General features: G+C 61.1%; 12 protein-coding genes. 11 read left to right on the top strand and 1 reads right to left on the bottom strand.

The window, feature by feature from the left end; all coding sequences use genetic code 11:
• Positions 1 to 116: 116 nt before the first annotated feature.
• Entirely contained in the window at positions 117 to 3,617 is a 3,501-nt protein-coding gene (dnaE, locus tag TR61_RS04215; protein ID WP_050928349.1) for a DNA polymerase III subunit alpha, read from the top strand.
• Between the two features lie 127 nt (positions 3,618 to 3,744).
• On the opposite strand, the gene TR61_RS04210 is transcribed toward dnaE, so the two are convergent.
• Complete coding sequence (locus TR61_RS04210) at positions 3,745 to 3,939, bottom strand: SlyX family protein (RefSeq protein ID WP_050928318.1); 195 nt, start codon at positions 3,937 to 3,939, stop codon at positions 3,745 to 3,747.
• A gap of 51 nt (positions 3,940 to 3,990) precedes the next feature.
• Between TR61_RS04210 and TR61_RS04205 the strand changes: the two genes are divergently transcribed.
• From TR61_RS04205 to TR61_RS04160, 10 genes are all read left to right on the top strand, one after another.
• On the top strand, positions 3,991 to 4,794 hold the full coding sequence (locus TR61_RS04205) for a crotonase/enoyl-CoA hydratase family protein (RefSeq protein WP_050928317.1): 804 nt from the start codon (positions 3,991 to 3,993) through the stop codon (positions 4,792 to 4,794).
• 69 nt (positions 4,795 to 4,863) lie between these two features.
• A complete protein-coding gene (hisS, locus tag TR61_RS04200; protein ID WP_050928316.1) occupies positions 4,864 to 6,336 on the top strand; it encodes a histidine--tRNA ligase in 1,473 nt (490 codons plus the stop codon).
• The gene (locus TR61_RS04195) at positions 6,336 to 7,421 is read left to right on the top strand and encodes an ATP phosphoribosyltransferase regulatory subunit (protein ID WP_050928315.1); all 1,086 of its coding nucleotides are present in this window, start codon (positions 6,336 to 6,338) and stop codon (positions 7,419 to 7,421) included. Before hisS ends, TR61_RS04195 begins: the two co-directional genes overlap by 1 nt.
• A complete protein-coding gene (gene hisG, locus TR61_RS04190) occupies positions 7,418 to 8,113 on the top strand; it encodes an ATP phosphoribosyltransferase (RefSeq protein ID WP_050928314.1) in 696 nt (231 codons plus the stop codon). The genes TR61_RS04195 and hisG overlap by 4 nt, the downstream gene beginning before the upstream one ends.
• Positions 8,114 to 8,322: 209 nt before the next feature.
• The gene (locus TR61_RS04185) at positions 8,323 to 9,312 is read left to right on the top strand and encodes a porin (protein WP_157440817.1); all 990 of its coding nucleotides are present in this window, start codon (positions 8,323 to 8,325) and stop codon (positions 9,310 to 9,312) included.
• Positions 9,313 to 9,751: 439 nt separating this feature from the next.
• A complete protein-coding gene (locus TR61_RS04180) occupies positions 9,752 to 10,513 on the top strand; it encodes an ABC transporter ATP-binding protein (RefSeq protein WP_245626817.1) in 762 nt (253 codons plus the stop codon).
• Complete coding sequence (locus TR61_RS04175) at positions 10,513 to 11,517, top strand: branched-chain amino acid ABC transporter permease (RefSeq protein ID WP_050928311.1); 1,005 nt, start codon at positions 10,513 to 10,515, stop codon at positions 11,515 to 11,517. Before TR61_RS04180 ends, TR61_RS04175 begins: the two co-directional genes overlap by 1 nt.
• Positions 11,514 to 12,584, top strand: coding sequence for a branched-chain amino acid ABC transporter permease (locus tag TR61_RS04170; RefSeq protein ID WP_050928310.1), 1,071 nt, complete (start codon positions 11,514 to 11,516; stop codon positions 12,582 to 12,584). Before TR61_RS04175 ends, TR61_RS04170 begins: the two co-directional genes overlap by 4 nt.
• 41 nt (positions 12,585 to 12,625) lie before the next feature.
• Positions 12,626 to 13,834 carry an ABC transporter substrate-binding protein gene (locus tag TR61_RS04165; protein ID WP_050928309.1) on the top strand — a complete coding sequence of 403 codons (1,209 nt, stop codon included), beginning with the start codon at positions 12,626 to 12,628 and terminating at the stop codon, positions 13,832 to 13,834.
• A gap of 105 nt (positions 13,835 to 13,939) precedes the next feature.
• Positions 13,940 to 14,737, top strand: coding sequence for an ABC transporter ATP-binding protein (locus TR61_RS04160; RefSeq protein WP_050928308.1), 798 nt, complete (start codon positions 13,940 to 13,942; stop codon positions 14,735 to 14,737).
• Positions 14,738 to 14,740: the final 3 nt, after the last annotated feature.

The following is a 14,740-nucleotide window of genomic DNA, read 5'->3' as shown; positions in this document are numbered from 1 at the left end:
AATTTTTGCGAACAATGCGCGCGGATCATTCGGTGGACCAAGGGGGTTCGAACCCCCTTGGCCAAGCGCCTTCGAAGGCGCTTGCCCCCGGCTGCCATATGCATAACGTCGGGGGTATGAGCAGTCCCCGATTCATTCATCTTCGCGTCCACTCCGAATACTCGCTTCTGGAAGGGGCGGTGCGGCTGAAAAAGCTGCCCGATCTCTGCAAGGCGGCCGATATGCCGGCCGTGGCGCTGACCGATACGAACAACATGTTCGCGGCTTTGGAGTTTTCCGTGTCGTTGTCAGGCGCGGGGATCCAGCCGATCCTGGGCTGTCAGGTCGATGTCACCTACCTGCCTGCCGATCCTGGCGGCAAGCCACGCCTGCCCGCGCCTGTGGTTCTGCTGGCGCAGAGCGAGGCGGGGTATGAAAACCTGATGAAGCTGAACTCCTGCCTGTATATCGACAAGGCCGGGCAGCTGCCGCAGGTGAGCCTGGAAGAGTTGGAGGCCCATAGCGACGGTCTGATCTGCCTGACCGGTGGCCCCGGCGGGCCTGTGGGTATGCTCTTGCAGACCAGCCAGCGCCCGGCGGCAGAGGCGTTGATGGAACGTTTGGCCGCGGCCTTCCCTACCCGGCTTTATGTCGAGTTGCAGCGCCATCCGGGCGAGGATGGCAGCCAGCCCGAGGCGGAACGTCTGACTGAACGCGGGTTGATCGAGATGGCCTATGCCAAGGATCTGCCGCTGGTTGCCACCAACGATGTCTACTTCCCGAAATCCGACATGTACGAGGCCCATGACGCGCTGATCTGCATTTCCGAAGGGGCTTATGTGGATCAGCAGGACCCGCGCCGGAAACTGACGCCGCAGCATTATTTCAAATCGGCTGAGGAGATGAGCGTTCTTTTCGCCGATCTGCCGGAGGCCTTGGAAAACACGGTCGAAATCGCCCGGCGCTGCGCCTTCATGGCCTACAGGCGCGATCCGATCCTGCCGAAATTCGCCGATGACGAGGTCGAAGAGCTGCGCCGTCAGGCCAATGAGGGGCTGCAGGAACGACTGCGGGTCATCCCCCACGCGGCCTCGGTTGAGGAGTATCAGAAACGGCTGGATTTCGAGCTGGAGATCATCGAGGGGATGGGTTTCCCCGGCTATTTCCTGATCGTGGCCGATTTCATCAAATGGGCCAAGGATCACGATATTCCGGTGGGGCCGGGACGGGGGTCGGGTGCGGGGTCTTTGGTGGCTTATGCTTTGACGATCACCGATCTGGATCCGCTGCGCTATAGCCTGCTGTTTGAAAGGTTCCTGAACCCCGAACGGGTGTCGATGCCCGACTTTGATATCGACTTCTGCATGGATCGCCGGGAAGAGGTGATCCGGTACGTGCAGGACAAATACGGCAAGGACAAGGTGGGCCAGATCATCACCTTCGGCGCGCTGTTGTCGAAAGCGGCGGTGCGGGATGTGGGCCGGGTGCTGCAGATGCCTTACGGACAGGTCGACCGCCTGTCGAAGATGATCCCGGTCGAAGGGGTCAAGCCTGTCTCGATCGAAAAGGCGCTGGCCGATGAGCCGCGCCTGCGCGACGCCGCGCGGGAGGAAGAGGTGGTGGACCGCCTTCTGACCTATGGCAAGCAGGTGGAGGGGCTTTTGCGCAATGCCTCAACCCACGCGGCCGGGGTCGTGATCGGCGACAGGCCCCTAGATGCACTTGTGCCTTTGTATCAGGACCCGCGTTCAGACATGCCGGCCACCCAGTTCAACATGAAGTGGGTTGAACAGGCGGGGCTTGTGAAGTTCGACTTTCTGGGCCTGAAGACACTGACGGTGATCCAGAACGCCGTCGATCTGATCCTGAAATCGGGCCGTCATTTACATATCGCGGCAGATGGAACCGAACTGTACGACCCTGCACCGGGGACAGAGGATGATATCAACGCCATCCCGCTGGATGACGAGGCGTCCTACAAGCTTTATTCGGCGGCCAAGACGGTTGCGGTGTTCCAGGTGGAAAGCTCGGGCATGATGGATGCGCTCAAGCGCATGAAGCCCACTTGTATCGAGGATATCGTGGCCCTTGTGGCACTTTATCGCCCCGGTCCGATGGAGAACATCCCCACCTATTGCGAGGTCAAGAACGGGCTGAAGGAGCGCGAAAACCTGCATCCGACCATCGACCATATCCTGGACGAAACGCAGGGCATCATCGTCTATCAGGAACAGGTGATGCAGATCGCGCAGGAGATGGCCGGATACAGCCTGGGCGGCGCCGACCTGCTGCGCCGGGCCATGGGCAAGAAGATCCAGGAGGCGATGGACGCCGAACGTCCGAAATTCCTTGAAGGCGCGGCGAAAAACGGCGTCGACAAGGACAAGGCACTGGAGGTCTGGAACCTTCTGGACAAGTTCGCCAATTACGGCTTCAACAAATCTCACGCCGCCGCCTATGCGGTGGTCAGCTATCAGACGGCCTGGTTGAAGGCGAACCACCCGGTGGAATTCATGGCCGGTGTGATGAACTGCGATATCCATCTCACAGACAAGCTGGCGATCTATTTTGAAGAGGTCAAAAAGGGCCTCGACCTGCCCTGGGTTCCGCCTTGCGTGAACCGGTCGAGCGCCACGTTCGATGTGTCGGAAGGCAAACTGATCTATGGCCTTGGTGGGCTGAAGAACGTAGGCCTTGAGGCCATGCGCATGGTGGTCGAGGCGCGCGGCGACCGGCCTTTCGTGAACCTTTTCGACTTTGCCCGGCGGGTGGATCTGAAACGGGTGGGCAAGCGGCCTTTGGAGATGCTGGCCCGCTCGGGCGCATTTGACGAACTGGACCCGAACCGTCGCCGGGTGTTCGACAGCCTGGATGCGCTGGTGGGTTATTCGGCGGCGATTTTCGAACAGAAGGCCTCCAACCAGGTGTCACTGTTCGGCGAGGCGGGGGACGATCTGCCCGAACCGCGCCTGAGCCCCGTGCCAGATTGGCTGCCCGCCGAACGGCTGAACGAGGAGTTCAAGGCGATCGGCTTTTACCTGTCGGGGCACCCGCTGGATGACTATATGGCCCCGCTGAAACGCAAGGGCGTCCTGACACTGGACGAGGTCACGGCCAAGGCCGAAGGCGGGCCGCTGGTGGCAAAACTGGCAGGCGTCGTGGCGGGCCGGCAGGAGCGCAAATCGGCGCGCGGCAACCGCTTTGCCTTTTGCCAGATGTCCGATCCCACCGGGGCGTTTGAAGTGACGCTGTTCTCCGAAACGCTTGAGAAATCCCGCGACCATCTTGAGACCGGCGCGAAGGTTGTTGTTACCGTCGAGGCAACGATGGAAGCAGATCAGCTGAAACTGCTGGGCCGGTCTGTGGCGCCTGTCGATGTGGCTGTGGCCGATGCGGGGGCGACGGGTCTGAAGATCTGGGTGGAAGATGTGCAGGCTGTGCCTTCTGTTGCCAGCATTCTTGAGGATGCGCGCAAGGCTGCCGAACGCACGGCGCGGGGACCCGTGCAGATGTGCCTGATGGATCCGGGCCTGCCGGGAGAGGTGGAGCTGGATCTGGGCGGCGAATTTCCCGTCAACCCGCAGATCAAAGGTGCGTTGAAAAGCCTGCCCGGCATCATGGATGTGGAAGAGATCTGAGCGGGCCGGAAACTGACGCAGTTTCCGGCTGTTTTCTGACGCAGAAAACAAGGGCTGCGGGGTGGGCGCCAGGGCGTAAGAAACTGCGTCAGTTTCTCAGCCATTTTCCGGGTCGGAAAATGGCCGGTCAATAGTGCGGCGGGCGTTCGTCGCCCAGGACGATACCGCCGGTGGCTTCCGCCTCCCGTTCGGCCTCGCGCGCCACCAGTAACTCAACGCGCCTGGTCAGGCGTTCAATCTCGCGTTCTTGCCGGGCGACCACGTCGCTCAGATCGTCGACCGTGCGGATCAGATGGGCGAGCTTTTCTTCGATCTCTTGCATGGGTCTGATAGAGCAATTGCGCGCGCCCAAAGCAAGGGGCAGACTGCGCTCATGTCTATTCGCATCGCCGACGACGGCCCCGTTCGCATCATCGCCATCGACCGCCCGCGGGCCCGCAACGCGGTCGACCCCGCCACAGCACAGGCGCTATACGATGCTTTTCTTGACTTTGACGCGGACGCGGATGCGCAGGTCGCCGTCTTTGCCAGTACAGAAGGGGCGTTCTGCGCGGGGTTCGACCTGAAAACAGCCGCCGTTGGCAGTGCGACCGACTGGATGTCGGCGGTGGACATTCCGGCGGATTGGACGGACCCCGTGGCTCAGCCGCTGCCGGGGCCCATGGGACCCTCGCGGCTGATGCTGGCGAAACCGGTCATTGCTGCTATCGAAGGGCCTGCGGTGGCCGGTGGGATGGAACTGGCGCTCTGGTGCGACATGCGCGTGATGGCGCAAAGCGCCTACATGGGTGTCTTTTGCCGCCGCTGGGGCGTGCCGCTGATTGATGGCGGCACGGTGCGCCTGCCGCACATCGTGGGGCAGGGACGGGCGAATGACCTGATCCTGACCGGCCGCGAGGTACAGGCAGAAGAGGCGTTGTCAATGGGGCTCGCCGACCGGCTGACTGACGACGGGCAGGCGCTTGCCGCGGCGCTCGACCTGGCCCGCACGCTCACCCGGTATCCGCAGGGCTGCATGCGGGCCGATCACCTGTCGGCCCGGATGGCGCCTGCCGATCTGGCGGCGGCGCTGCGGCGGGAATGGGCTTCGGCCCGGCTCTTTTTCGCGGAAGGGCAGGCCGGCGCGGCGCGGTTTTCCGCAGGCAAAGGGCGCGGCGGGGATTTCGGTGATATCTGACCGGCTTGCCCCGCACCCTCCCTTCGGCTATCCCCCGCGCCAATGGCATCGCCCAAGGAATGACACCCCATGGCCAAGCAGAAAAAACAGCCCAGACCCAAGGCGGAAACGCCCAAAGGGTTCCGCGATTACTTCGGCGCCGAGGTTTCCCAGCGCACCGATATGCTGCGCAAGATTGCCGGGGTCTATCATCGTTACGGGTTCGAGGCGCTGGAAAGCTCGGCCGTGGAGACGGTGGAGGCGCTGGGCAAATTCCTTCCGGACGTCGACCGGCCGAATGAAGGCGTGTTCGCCTGGCAGGAGGATGAAGGCGACTGGCTGGCGCTGCGGTATGACCTGACGGCCCCTCTGGCCCGGGTTTATGCCCAGCACCGCAACGACCTGCCCACGCCCTACCGGCGCTTTGCGATGGGGCCTGTGTGGCGGAACGAAAAGCCCGGGCCGGGGCGGTTTCGGCAGTTTTATCAATGCGATGCGGATACGGTTGGATCGGCCTCGATGGCCGCGGATTCCGAGATCTGCGCGATGCTGGCTGACACGCTGGAAGAGGTTGGGATCCCGCGCGGCGATTACATCATTCGGGTGAATAACCGGAAGGTTTTGAATGGCGTGCTTGAGACAATGGGCCTGTCGGATGAAGAGCAGCGCGCTGCCGTTCTGCGGACCATCGACAAGTTCGACAAGGTCGGAGCGGACGGCGTGCGGGAGCTTTTGGGCAAAGGGCGGCTGGACGCGTCGGGCGCTTATATCGACGGTGTAGGATTGTCGCCGGAACAGTCCGAGCCTGTCATTACGTTCCTGACTTCGAAAGCGGATAGCGCCGATGGCACGCTCACCAACTTGCGCGCCGCCGTTGGCACATCCGAGATCGGAGCACAGGGCATCGCCGAGCTTGAACAAATCGCCGACCTCCTCGCCGCCCAAGGCTATGGCCCCGACCGCATCGTCATCGACCCCTCGGTTGTCCGAGGCCTCGGCTACTACACCGGCCCCGTCTACGAGGCCGAGCTGACCTTTGACATTCTCGACGACAAGGGCCGCAAGCGCCAGTTCGGCTCGGTCGCCGGCGGTGGGCGCTATGACGATCTGGTCAAACGGTTTACCGGGCAGGAAGTGCCCGCAACAGGTGTCTCCATCGGGGTGGATCGGTTGTTGGCGGCGCTTCATGCCAAGGGGCGGTTGAGCGCGGAAACCGAAGGCCCTGTTGTGGTCACCGTGATGGATCGCGACCGGATGGCGGATTATCAGGCCATGGTGGCAGAGCTTCGTCAGGCTGGCATCCGGGCAGAGGTCTATCTGGGTAATCCTAAGAACTTCGGCAACCAGCTCAAATATGCCGACAAGCGCAATTCGCCCATCGCCATCATTGAAGGCGGGGATGAGAAGGCCCAAGGCATCGTCCAGATCAAGGACCTGATCCTGGGCGCGAAGATTGCTGAAAACGCGACGCTTGAGGAATGGAAGGAACGCCCCTCCCAATTCGAGGTGCCGCGGGATCAGATGGTTGCGCGCGTCAAAGAGATCCTGGCGGGCCAGGACTGATGCCCAGCCGCGCCCAGACATTGGCCGAGGCCGCGCGTTTGCGCGCCGCGTTCGAGGCGGCGGGCGCGGTGCCTGTGGAAACGCCGGTGCTGCAGCCGGCCGACCTGCTGTTGGATCTCTATGGCGAAGATATCCGCGCGCGCGCCTATGTGACCTCTGACGCTTTGCGCGGGGAACAGATGCTGCGCCCGGATTTCACCGTTCCGGTCGTACAGATGCATATGGCCGAGGGCGCCGAGCCTGCGCGATACACCTATTCCGGGGAGGTCTTCCGGCGGCAGGAGCATGATGAAGACCGCGCCAATGAATATGTTCAGGTGGGATATGAGGTGTTCGACCGCGCCGATCCGGCGGCGTCGGACGCCGAGGTTTTCGCGCTGTTTTCCGGCCTGCTATCCCCTTTGGGTCTGCGCGCGGCCACCGGTGATATCGGTCTTCTGATGGCAGCGGTTGCCGGGCTCAACACTACGGATCGCCGCAAGACCGCCCTGATGCGCCATATCTGGCGGCCCCGCCGGTTCCGCGCGCTGCTGGACCGGTTTTCGGGGCGCACCCCGCCGCCTGCGACACGCACAGCTCTGCTGAATGGTGACAGCCCGGATCTGGATGCGCCGGAAATCGGTTTGCGCAGCCGGGCCGAAGTGGCCGAACGGATCGAAGTCCTGCGCGAAGATGCGGCGGCGGCTCCGATCTCGAATACCGAGATGACGGCGCTGGATGCGCTGCTTGAGGTGCGCGAAACCGCGCCTTTTGCCATTCAGCAGCTGTCGGATATTGCCGTCGATCTGCCCGCAATCCGCACAGCGGTGGAGCGCCTGGAAGCCCGTGTCGAGGCACTGGATGCGCGCGGCGTGGATGTGGAAAACCTGGACTTCGAAGCCTCCTATGGGCGCACTCAGATGGAGTATTACGATGGCTTCGTCTTCGGTTTTTACGCCGAGGGCCGTCCCGATCTGCCCCCGATTGCGTCGGGTGGGCGATATGATGCGCTGACCCAGCGGCTGGGGCAGGGCGCGCGCATTCCCGCTGTGGGCGGCGTGATGCGGCCCGGTCTGATGCTTGAGCTGCAGGAGGGGACGGCATGACAATAAAGCTGGGAGTGCCCTCCAAAGGTCGCTTGATGGAGAAGACCTTTGCCTGGTTTGCCGCACGGGGGATCACGCTGACACGCACCGGGTCCGAACGGGAATATGCGGCCGAAGTCGAAGGCATAGACGATCTGACGCTTGTGCTGCTGTCAGCCGGTGAAATCCCGCGCGACCTGGCGGCGGGACGTCTGCATCTTGGGGTGACCGGCACAGATCTGGTTCAGGAAAAGCTGCCGCGTTGGGAACAGCAGGTGCAGCAGCTTGCGCCCCTTGGCTTTGGACAGGCAGACCTGATCCTGGCGGTTCCAAAATTCTGGGCCGATGTGGACACGCTCGACGATCTGGACGCCGCCGCATCGGCCTTCCGCGCGCGTCACGGTTTCCGTCTGCGGATCGCCACGAAATATCACCGCCTGGTGCGTGAATTCCTGCGCGATGCTGGCGTGGCCGATTATGCACTGGTCGACAGCCAGGGCGCGACCGAGGGCTCGGTAAAGAATGAAACCGCCGAGGCCGTGGCCGACATCACCTCTACCGGAGAGACGTTGCGCGCAAATCACCTCAAGCTGCTGAGCGACGGGTTGATCCTGCGCAGCCAGGCCACGCTTTGGCAAAGCCGGGTTGCAGAGAAGAGCGGCGCCGACAATCATACGTTGAAACAGCTCTTGAAACGGCTTGACTTGGTTTGATTGGGCTTCAGCCCCGAAAAATCATAGTTTTTAATGCGTTGCGTGCCGCCCCGGCCCAAGCCCGATATCGGGATGGGTAAAATGCGGTGCACATATGGCACAATCCGGACAATTGCGACCCTTCTGATTGGCGAAATCTTGCCAATCCGGTGGTGTTAAGAAATTGTTAAGCATTGTTAACACGCAGCATGAAAACGGGGACATCCGATATGCGTAAATATCTTTTTTCAACAGTAGCAGTTCTGCTGGTTCCGGCCGCAGCCATGGCGCAAGACGCAGGGCTGGGTTTTAACGGAACCGTGACGCTGAGCTACAGCATGAACAACAATGATCTGGCCGATTACGACTCGATCAATCTGGGCCTGAGCAGCGATGTGGTCTTTTCGCCGAACTTCCATGTCGGCTTTGATCTGGACGCTGCAATGCTCAGCCTCGACACCGCGGCGCTGGTTGGCAGCGACGTCGATCTGGACTGGTCGCGTTTCGCACTTGAGCCCACCTACAACTTCGGCAACGGGTTCTCGGCCAGCGTATACTATCAATCCTTCGAGGTTGATCTGAGTGCTGCTCTGATCCCGGCGATCAACATCGGCACCGATATCGAATCCGTCGGTATCGCGGGTCAATACGCACAGGATAACTGGTATGTTGGCGCCTATTTCGGCCAGTCCGACACTGACCCGGGCCTCGGCGTTCTTGGCATCGACATCGATGACTTTGGCCTGAATGCAGGTATCGAGATGGCAAACGGGCTGGACATTTACGGCCAGTTCGCGCGCACCAGCGTGTCGATCACGGGTGCGCCCGGTGATGTGGACGCGGATCTGCTGGCGGTTGGTGCAAACTACACCTATGCCAACGGTCTGATGATCTACGGCAGCATTGCACGTCTGGGCATCGATATCCCGATCCCTGGTGCGGATTTCGATCCGACGCAGGTTTCGCTGGGCGTTGCCTATGATCTGGCGAACCTGGGCAGCGGCATTCCCGCGGTGGCGCACCTGGAAGTGGCGCACACCAGCCTGGACCTGCCGCTGGCTCTGCCCCCCGGGATTGACGACGACGTAACCAAGGTCAGCTTCGGCATCAACTTTGCCCTGGGTGGCGGTGCTGTCGACGTTCCGCTTGACAGTGGTGCACGTATCGCCAAAGGCGACATCCGCTCGGCTCTGATCAGCAGCCTGACCGGCCTGTTCTAAGCCTTCGGGCAACCGAAAAGACATTGAATTGGCCGCGCAATTGCGCGGCCTTTTCCGTTTCCGGGCAGGGGTCGATCCGCCCGCGGTTTGTTCATCATATGACGTTGCGTTATCAGCAGGCCGGGCTCCCTTTGCGCGCCAGGTAAAAATATAAAGCAATTACAATAAGCTAAGCCGATTTCAGCTGGAAAGCGCCGGTGAAATCCCTTGCCTGACGGCAGGCGAAACGCACGCATTTTCTTGCAGCCCTTTCAGACCAGTGTAATTTAACCTGCGTGAGCCGCCCGGGCGCATGGACGCAGCCAATCCAATAAGGCCGCGCCACATCCGGGCGAAAATGGGAGGTCCGTTGGGAACGGTCGCTGAATGGCACTGGCGCAGGGAACGCGCCGGGTAGGCTGTTCCGACACACCGCAGCGGAAAAATGGTCGGAGCCGACATGCTCAAGATCGAAGACCTGCACCTGTCTTTTGGCGGGATCAAAGCCCTTCAGGGCATCAGTTTCGAGGCAAAACCCGGTGAGATTACCGGTGTGATCGGCCCCAATGGCGCGGGCAAGACCTCGCTCTTCAATGCGATTTCGGGATTTTACAAGCCCGACAGGGGCAAGGTGTACTTCGAAGGGCGCGATATCACCGACCTGAGCCCTGACAAACGGGCCGAGCTTGGTCTGGCGCGCACGTTCCAGAACATCGCCTTGTTCCGCGGCATGACCGTTCTGGACAACATCAAGCTGGGCGGTCACACGCGGCTGAAGACGAATGTCTGGCAGGCGCTGCGCTATTTCGGGAAGGCCCAGAAAGAAGAGCTTGAGCTGCGCCGCGATATCGAAGAGCGCGTGATTGATTTTCTGGAAATCGACCACATCCGCAAATACCCCATCACCATGCTGCCATACGGCCTGCAAAAGCGGGTGGAGCTGGGCCGCGCTTTGGCGATGCAGCCCAAGGTGCTGATGCTGGACGAACCCGTGGCGGGCATGAACCGGGAAGAAACCGCCGATATGGCGCGGTTCATTCTTGATGTGCAGGAGCAGTTCGGCACCACGATCCTGCTGGTGGAACATGACATGCACATGGTCATGGATATCTGCAGCCACATCGTTGTGCTGAATTTCGGCCAGCAGATCGCCAGCGGTACACCGGCCGAAGTGTCGGGCAACGAAGACGTCATTGAAGCCTATCTGGGAGCAGCGGCTTAATGGGACAGCTTACGCAGTTCGCAATCAACGGACTTATGTCAGGGGCGATCTATGCGTTGATCGCCGTGGGCATCGTTTCGGTTTACAAGGCCACCAAGGTGGTCAACTTCGCCCATGGCTACCTGATCATGTTCGGGGCCTATTTCTATTACACCTTTGCGGTGATCATTCCCGGTCAGGAATGGGCGCCAAGCTGGTTGGCCTCGTGGGAGCCTGTGTGGCTGGTCGAGATGAAAGAGGGCCTGCCCATGTTCTCGCCCATGGGGGCGGTGCTGGACTGGGTGCAGAACGTGCCGCGGATCATCTTCGGCATCATCGGCGCGCTGATCGCCAATGCGATTGTGGGCCGGATCATCGAACGCACGCTGATGCGGCCGCTGATGGGGCAGTCGATCTTCGCGATGATCATGGTGACGGTCGGCCTGATTTCGATCATGTCGGGCGCGGCCTCCATCATCTGGACGGCGGATGCGGATTTCGTGCCGCATATCGCGCCGAACGCGCCTGTGCGGTTCGAGCTCTTTGGATCGACCATCTTCCTGTTTGGCGCGGATCTGGTGAACATGCTGATCGCTTTGATCATCTTTGGCGGCATCGTTTTGATGGTGCGTTACACCAAATCCGGTGTGGCCATCCGCGCCACGGCCGAGGATCAGTCGACCGCCTATTCCATGGGTATTTCGGTGCCCAAGGTGTTCAGCCGCGCTTGGGTGCTGGCCTCGACCACGGGCGCGATTGCCGGGGCGATCCTGGCCACCCGGAACGGGATTTCGCCGTCGCTGGGCTTGTTTGGCTTCAGCGTTTTGGCCATCGTTCTGATGGGCGGTCTGGACAGCTATATCGGCGTCTTCCTCGCCGCCATGGCCGTTGGCGTCATGGAGGCCATGACCCAATGGCAACTGGGCGGCGACTGGGCCGAGATCGTGCCTTACGTGGCCGTTCTGGCGGTGCTGCTGATCCGGCCGCATGGTCTCTTCGGCTCGAAGGAGGTTGAACGGATATGATTAACGGTAACCTCAAAGCGACCTATGCGGCGGACGAGCGGGTTCTGAACAACAGCTACAAGCAGGCGTTTGTTTACGGGACCATGCTGGCGCTGGCGTTCTTCGCGGCCTTTGCCAACGAATACATGATCCTTATTGCCTGCAAGATGGGCATTCTGCTGATCGCGGTTGTGGGGGTGAATATCCTGACCGGTTATACCGGGCTGGTGTCGCTGGGCCATGGCGCGTTCGTGGCGCTGGGGGCCTATACGGTGACGATGCTGGACAATGGTTTGACGGGAATCATTCCCAACCAGTTCATGTTCTTCGTCGTCGTGCCCATCGCCATTGCGGTCACGGCGCTGATTGGTGTGCTGGTCGGTCTGCCCTCGCTTCGGGTGAAGGGGCTTTACCTGGCCGTGGCCACCCTGGCTGCGAACTTCATCGTGATCTTCCTGATCGAACAGGATGCCTTCGCCCCCTGGACCGGCGGCGTTGTGGGCATCGACACGCCCGATGCGAACCTGCTGGGCTGGGTGCTGGATACCAATCGCGAGATGTTCATCCTGATTTCGGTCGTGGCGTTCACCTCGCTTCTGGCGGCGCAGAATCTGATCCGCACGCGGGTGGGCCGCGCCTTTATCGCCATTCGCGACCGCGATTATTCGGCCGAGATCCTGGGCATCTCGCTTCTGCGCTACAAGCTGACCTCATTTGCGCTGTCGGCGGCCTATTGCGGGCTGGCGGGCGCGATGTTCGCGTTCTTCTACAGTCGCATCCTGCCCGAACAGTTCGAGCTGGATTTGTCGCTGGAACTGGTGGCAGCCCTGATCGTGGGTGGCATGGGTCGCACCATGGGCCCGGTTTTCGGCGTCATGGTCATCGTCATGATGCCCGAGGTGATCAAGGTCTTTGCCGCCTATTTCACCGGCGGCGACGCGGCCTCGGCCCGCTATATCTCGCCCCTGCAGGAGATCGCCTTTGGCCTTCTGCTGGTCTTCTTCCTTCTGAAGGAGCCGCTGGGCATCAACCATATCACTGACAGAATACTGCGTGCCGCAAACCGTTGGCCGTTTGCACGCGGATAACCAGACCTCAATAAGGCCAAATCTTTAGGGAGAAGTATCTAATGAAACTGAACCGTCGTTCATTCCTCGCGACCACTGCTGCGACCACCGCAGTGGTGGGCACGCCGATGATCCTGAAGGCGCAGCCGTCGGAATATGTGCTGGGCGCATCCCTGCCGCTGACCGGCCCCTTCGCCACCGCCGGTCAACTGGTGGCGCCTGCCTTCCAACTGGCAGCAAAACTGTTCAATGACGAAGGCGGCATCGCGGGCACGCCGATCCGCTTTGTCACCGAGGATTCGGGCTATGTCCCGCAGAACGCGCTGGCCAACTATCAGCGTGCGCTGGCCACCGAAGGCAATGCGATGATTGGCTATTTCGCCGATTCGACCGGCGCCATGAAGCTGATCGCACCCGAGCTGAAGGGCGAGAACGCGCGGATCATGGGCTCCACCTCCTTCGCGTCGGAACTGGCGAATCCCGAAACCCACCCCTATCAGTATATGTCTGGCCCCTCGTACCAGAGCCAGTTCGACATCCTGCTAGAAAACATCGCAGCCGAAGGCGGCAAGTCGGTGGCGTTCATCTATTCCAACACCGAGTTCGGCCGCGACCCGATCGAGCATGGCAAAGCCACAGCTGAGCGTTTGGGCATCGAGGTTGTGCTGGAAGAGGCGACCAAGCCGCAAGGCGCCGACATCCCGACCCACGTGACCAAACTGGCGCAATCGGGCGCGGAATACTGCATCCTGCAAGGCTATGTGACCGGTGTGTGGCCGCAGCTGATCGGCGGCGCGCGCCAGTTCGGCCTGCCCACCAAGTTCAAGGGCACCTTCTGGGGCATGGAGAAGATCATCGCCGACCGGATAACCAAGGAAGCGGGTCCCTTCCTGGCGGGCTATGAAGGCGTGATGCCTTACCGCTATTTCTGGGATCGGGAAGATGCGCCGCGCTATCAGCAATATGCAGCGCTCTCGAAAGAGATGTTCGCAGGCACGCCGCTGGAAAACTACATGTCGACCTGGGCGATCCAGACGATGTGCGGCCTCGAGATTGCGATGAAGGCCTTCCGTGACACGGCTGAGGCCGGTCTGGAGCTGACCGCCGACAATATCGCCGAGAAGCTGACCAATATCAGCGACTGGGATACCGGTGGCTTCTTCGGTGGTCCGGTGACGATGGAAAGCAACTCCATCCGGACCGGTCGGGTCTATGAGTATGACACTGAAAGCGGCCTGTTCAATCCGAAGTCGGACTGGCTGACGGTTTAAAAGTGGGTTCGGTCCCGGGTCAGGCCCGGGACCGACCGGCTGGGGGGCGCTGCCCCCCAGACCCCCCGAGGGTATTTAGAGCCAGAAAGAAGCAGGACGCGCGCAATGCTGACGATCGAGAATATCGAAGTGACCTATTACCACACGGTTCAGGCCCTGCGCGGTCTGTCGCTGGAGGTGCCGGACGGCAAGATCGTGACGCTTTTGGGCACGAATGGCGCGGGCAAGACCACGACCTTGAAAGCCGCCTCGAACCTGTTGGCGCTGGAGAACGGGGAGATCGGGGAGGGCCGGATCAGTTTCAAGGGCCAGTCCATTCTGTCGATCCAGCCCGACCGGCTGGTGCAGATGGGTCTGTTTCATGTCCGCGAAGGCCGCCGGATCTTCACCGAGATGTCGGTGGAGGACAATTTGATCGCCGCCTCCTATGCGCTGGACCGGCGCAATGTGAAGGCCGATTACGACAAGGTGTATGAATTCTTCCCCCGCCTGAAGGAACGGCGCAAACAGGTTGCGGGGTATTTGTCGGGCGGTGAGCAGCAGATGCTGGCCTTTGGCCGCGCCATGATCGCCCAGCCCGAGCTGATCCTGATGGATGAGCCGTCATTGGGCCTCGCGCCCAAGGTGGTGGAGGAGATCTTTGGCACGATCAAACGGCTGAACGAAGAAGATGGCGTGTCGATCCTGCTGGTGGAGCAGAACGCAGGCGTGGCCTTTTCCGTGGCCGATTACGGGTACATCATGGAAAGCGGGCAGATCGTGATGGAGGGCGAGGTCTCGAAACTGAAAAACGACAAGGACATTCAGTCGTTCTATCTGGGTGTGTCTGATGGCGAGGGCGGTGCGCGCCAGTCCTTCCGGGACGTGAAGCATTACAAGCGCCGCAAGCGTTGGCTGAGCTGAGGA

The organism is Aestuariivita boseongensis (assembly GCF_001262635.1).
In the GTDB taxonomy this organism is placed as follows: Bacteria; Pseudomonadota; Alphaproteobacteria; order Rhodobacterales; family Rhodobacteraceae; genus Aestuariivita; species Aestuariivita boseongensis.
This window is presented reverse-complemented; position numbering and strand designations above follow the sequence as displayed.

Excerpts from the sequence above, each read along its gene's own strand:
- dnaE (WP_050928349.1), top strand. The coding sequence starts at position 117 with ATGAGCAGTCCCCGATTCATTCATCTTCGCGTCCACTCCGAATACTCG.
- TR61_RS04210 (WP_050928318.1), bottom strand. The coding sequence starts at position 3,939 with ATGCAAGAGATCGAAGAAAAGCTCGCCCATCTGATCCGCACGGTCGAC.
- TR61_RS04205 (WP_050928317.1), top strand. The coding sequence starts at position 3,991 with ATGTCTATTCGCATCGCCGACGACGGCCCCGTTCGCATCATCGCCATC.
- hisS (WP_050928316.1), top strand. The coding sequence starts at position 4,864 with ATGGCCAAGCAGAAAAAACAGCCCAGACCCAAGGCGGAAACGCCCAAA.
- TR61_RS04195 (WP_050928315.1), top strand. The coding sequence starts at position 6,336 with ATGCCCAGCCGCGCCCAGACATTGGCCGAGGCCGCGCGTTTGCGCGCC.
- hisG (WP_050928314.1), top strand. The coding sequence starts at position 7,418 with ATGACAATAAAGCTGGGAGTGCCCTCCAAAGGTCGCTTGATGGAGAAG.
- TR61_RS04185 (WP_157440817.1), top strand. The coding sequence starts at position 8,323 with ATGCGTAAATATCTTTTTTCAACAGTAGCAGTTCTGCTGGTTCCGGCC.
- TR61_RS04180 (WP_245626817.1), top strand. The coding sequence starts at position 9,752 with ATGCTCAAGATCGAAGACCTGCACCTGTCTTTTGGCGGGATCAAAGCC.
- TR61_RS04175 (WP_050928311.1), top strand. The coding sequence starts at position 10,513 with ATGGGACAGCTTACGCAGTTCGCAATCAACGGACTTATGTCAGGGGCG.
- TR61_RS04170 (WP_050928310.1), top strand. The coding sequence starts at position 11,514 with ATGATTAACGGTAACCTCAAAGCGACCTATGCGGCGGACGAGCGGGTT.
- TR61_RS04165 (WP_050928309.1), top strand. The coding sequence starts at position 12,626 with ATGAAACTGAACCGTCGTTCATTCCTCGCGACCACTGCTGCGACCACC.
- TR61_RS04160 (WP_050928308.1), top strand. The coding sequence starts at position 13,940 with ATGCTGACGATCGAGAATATCGAAGTGACCTATTACCACACGGTTCAG.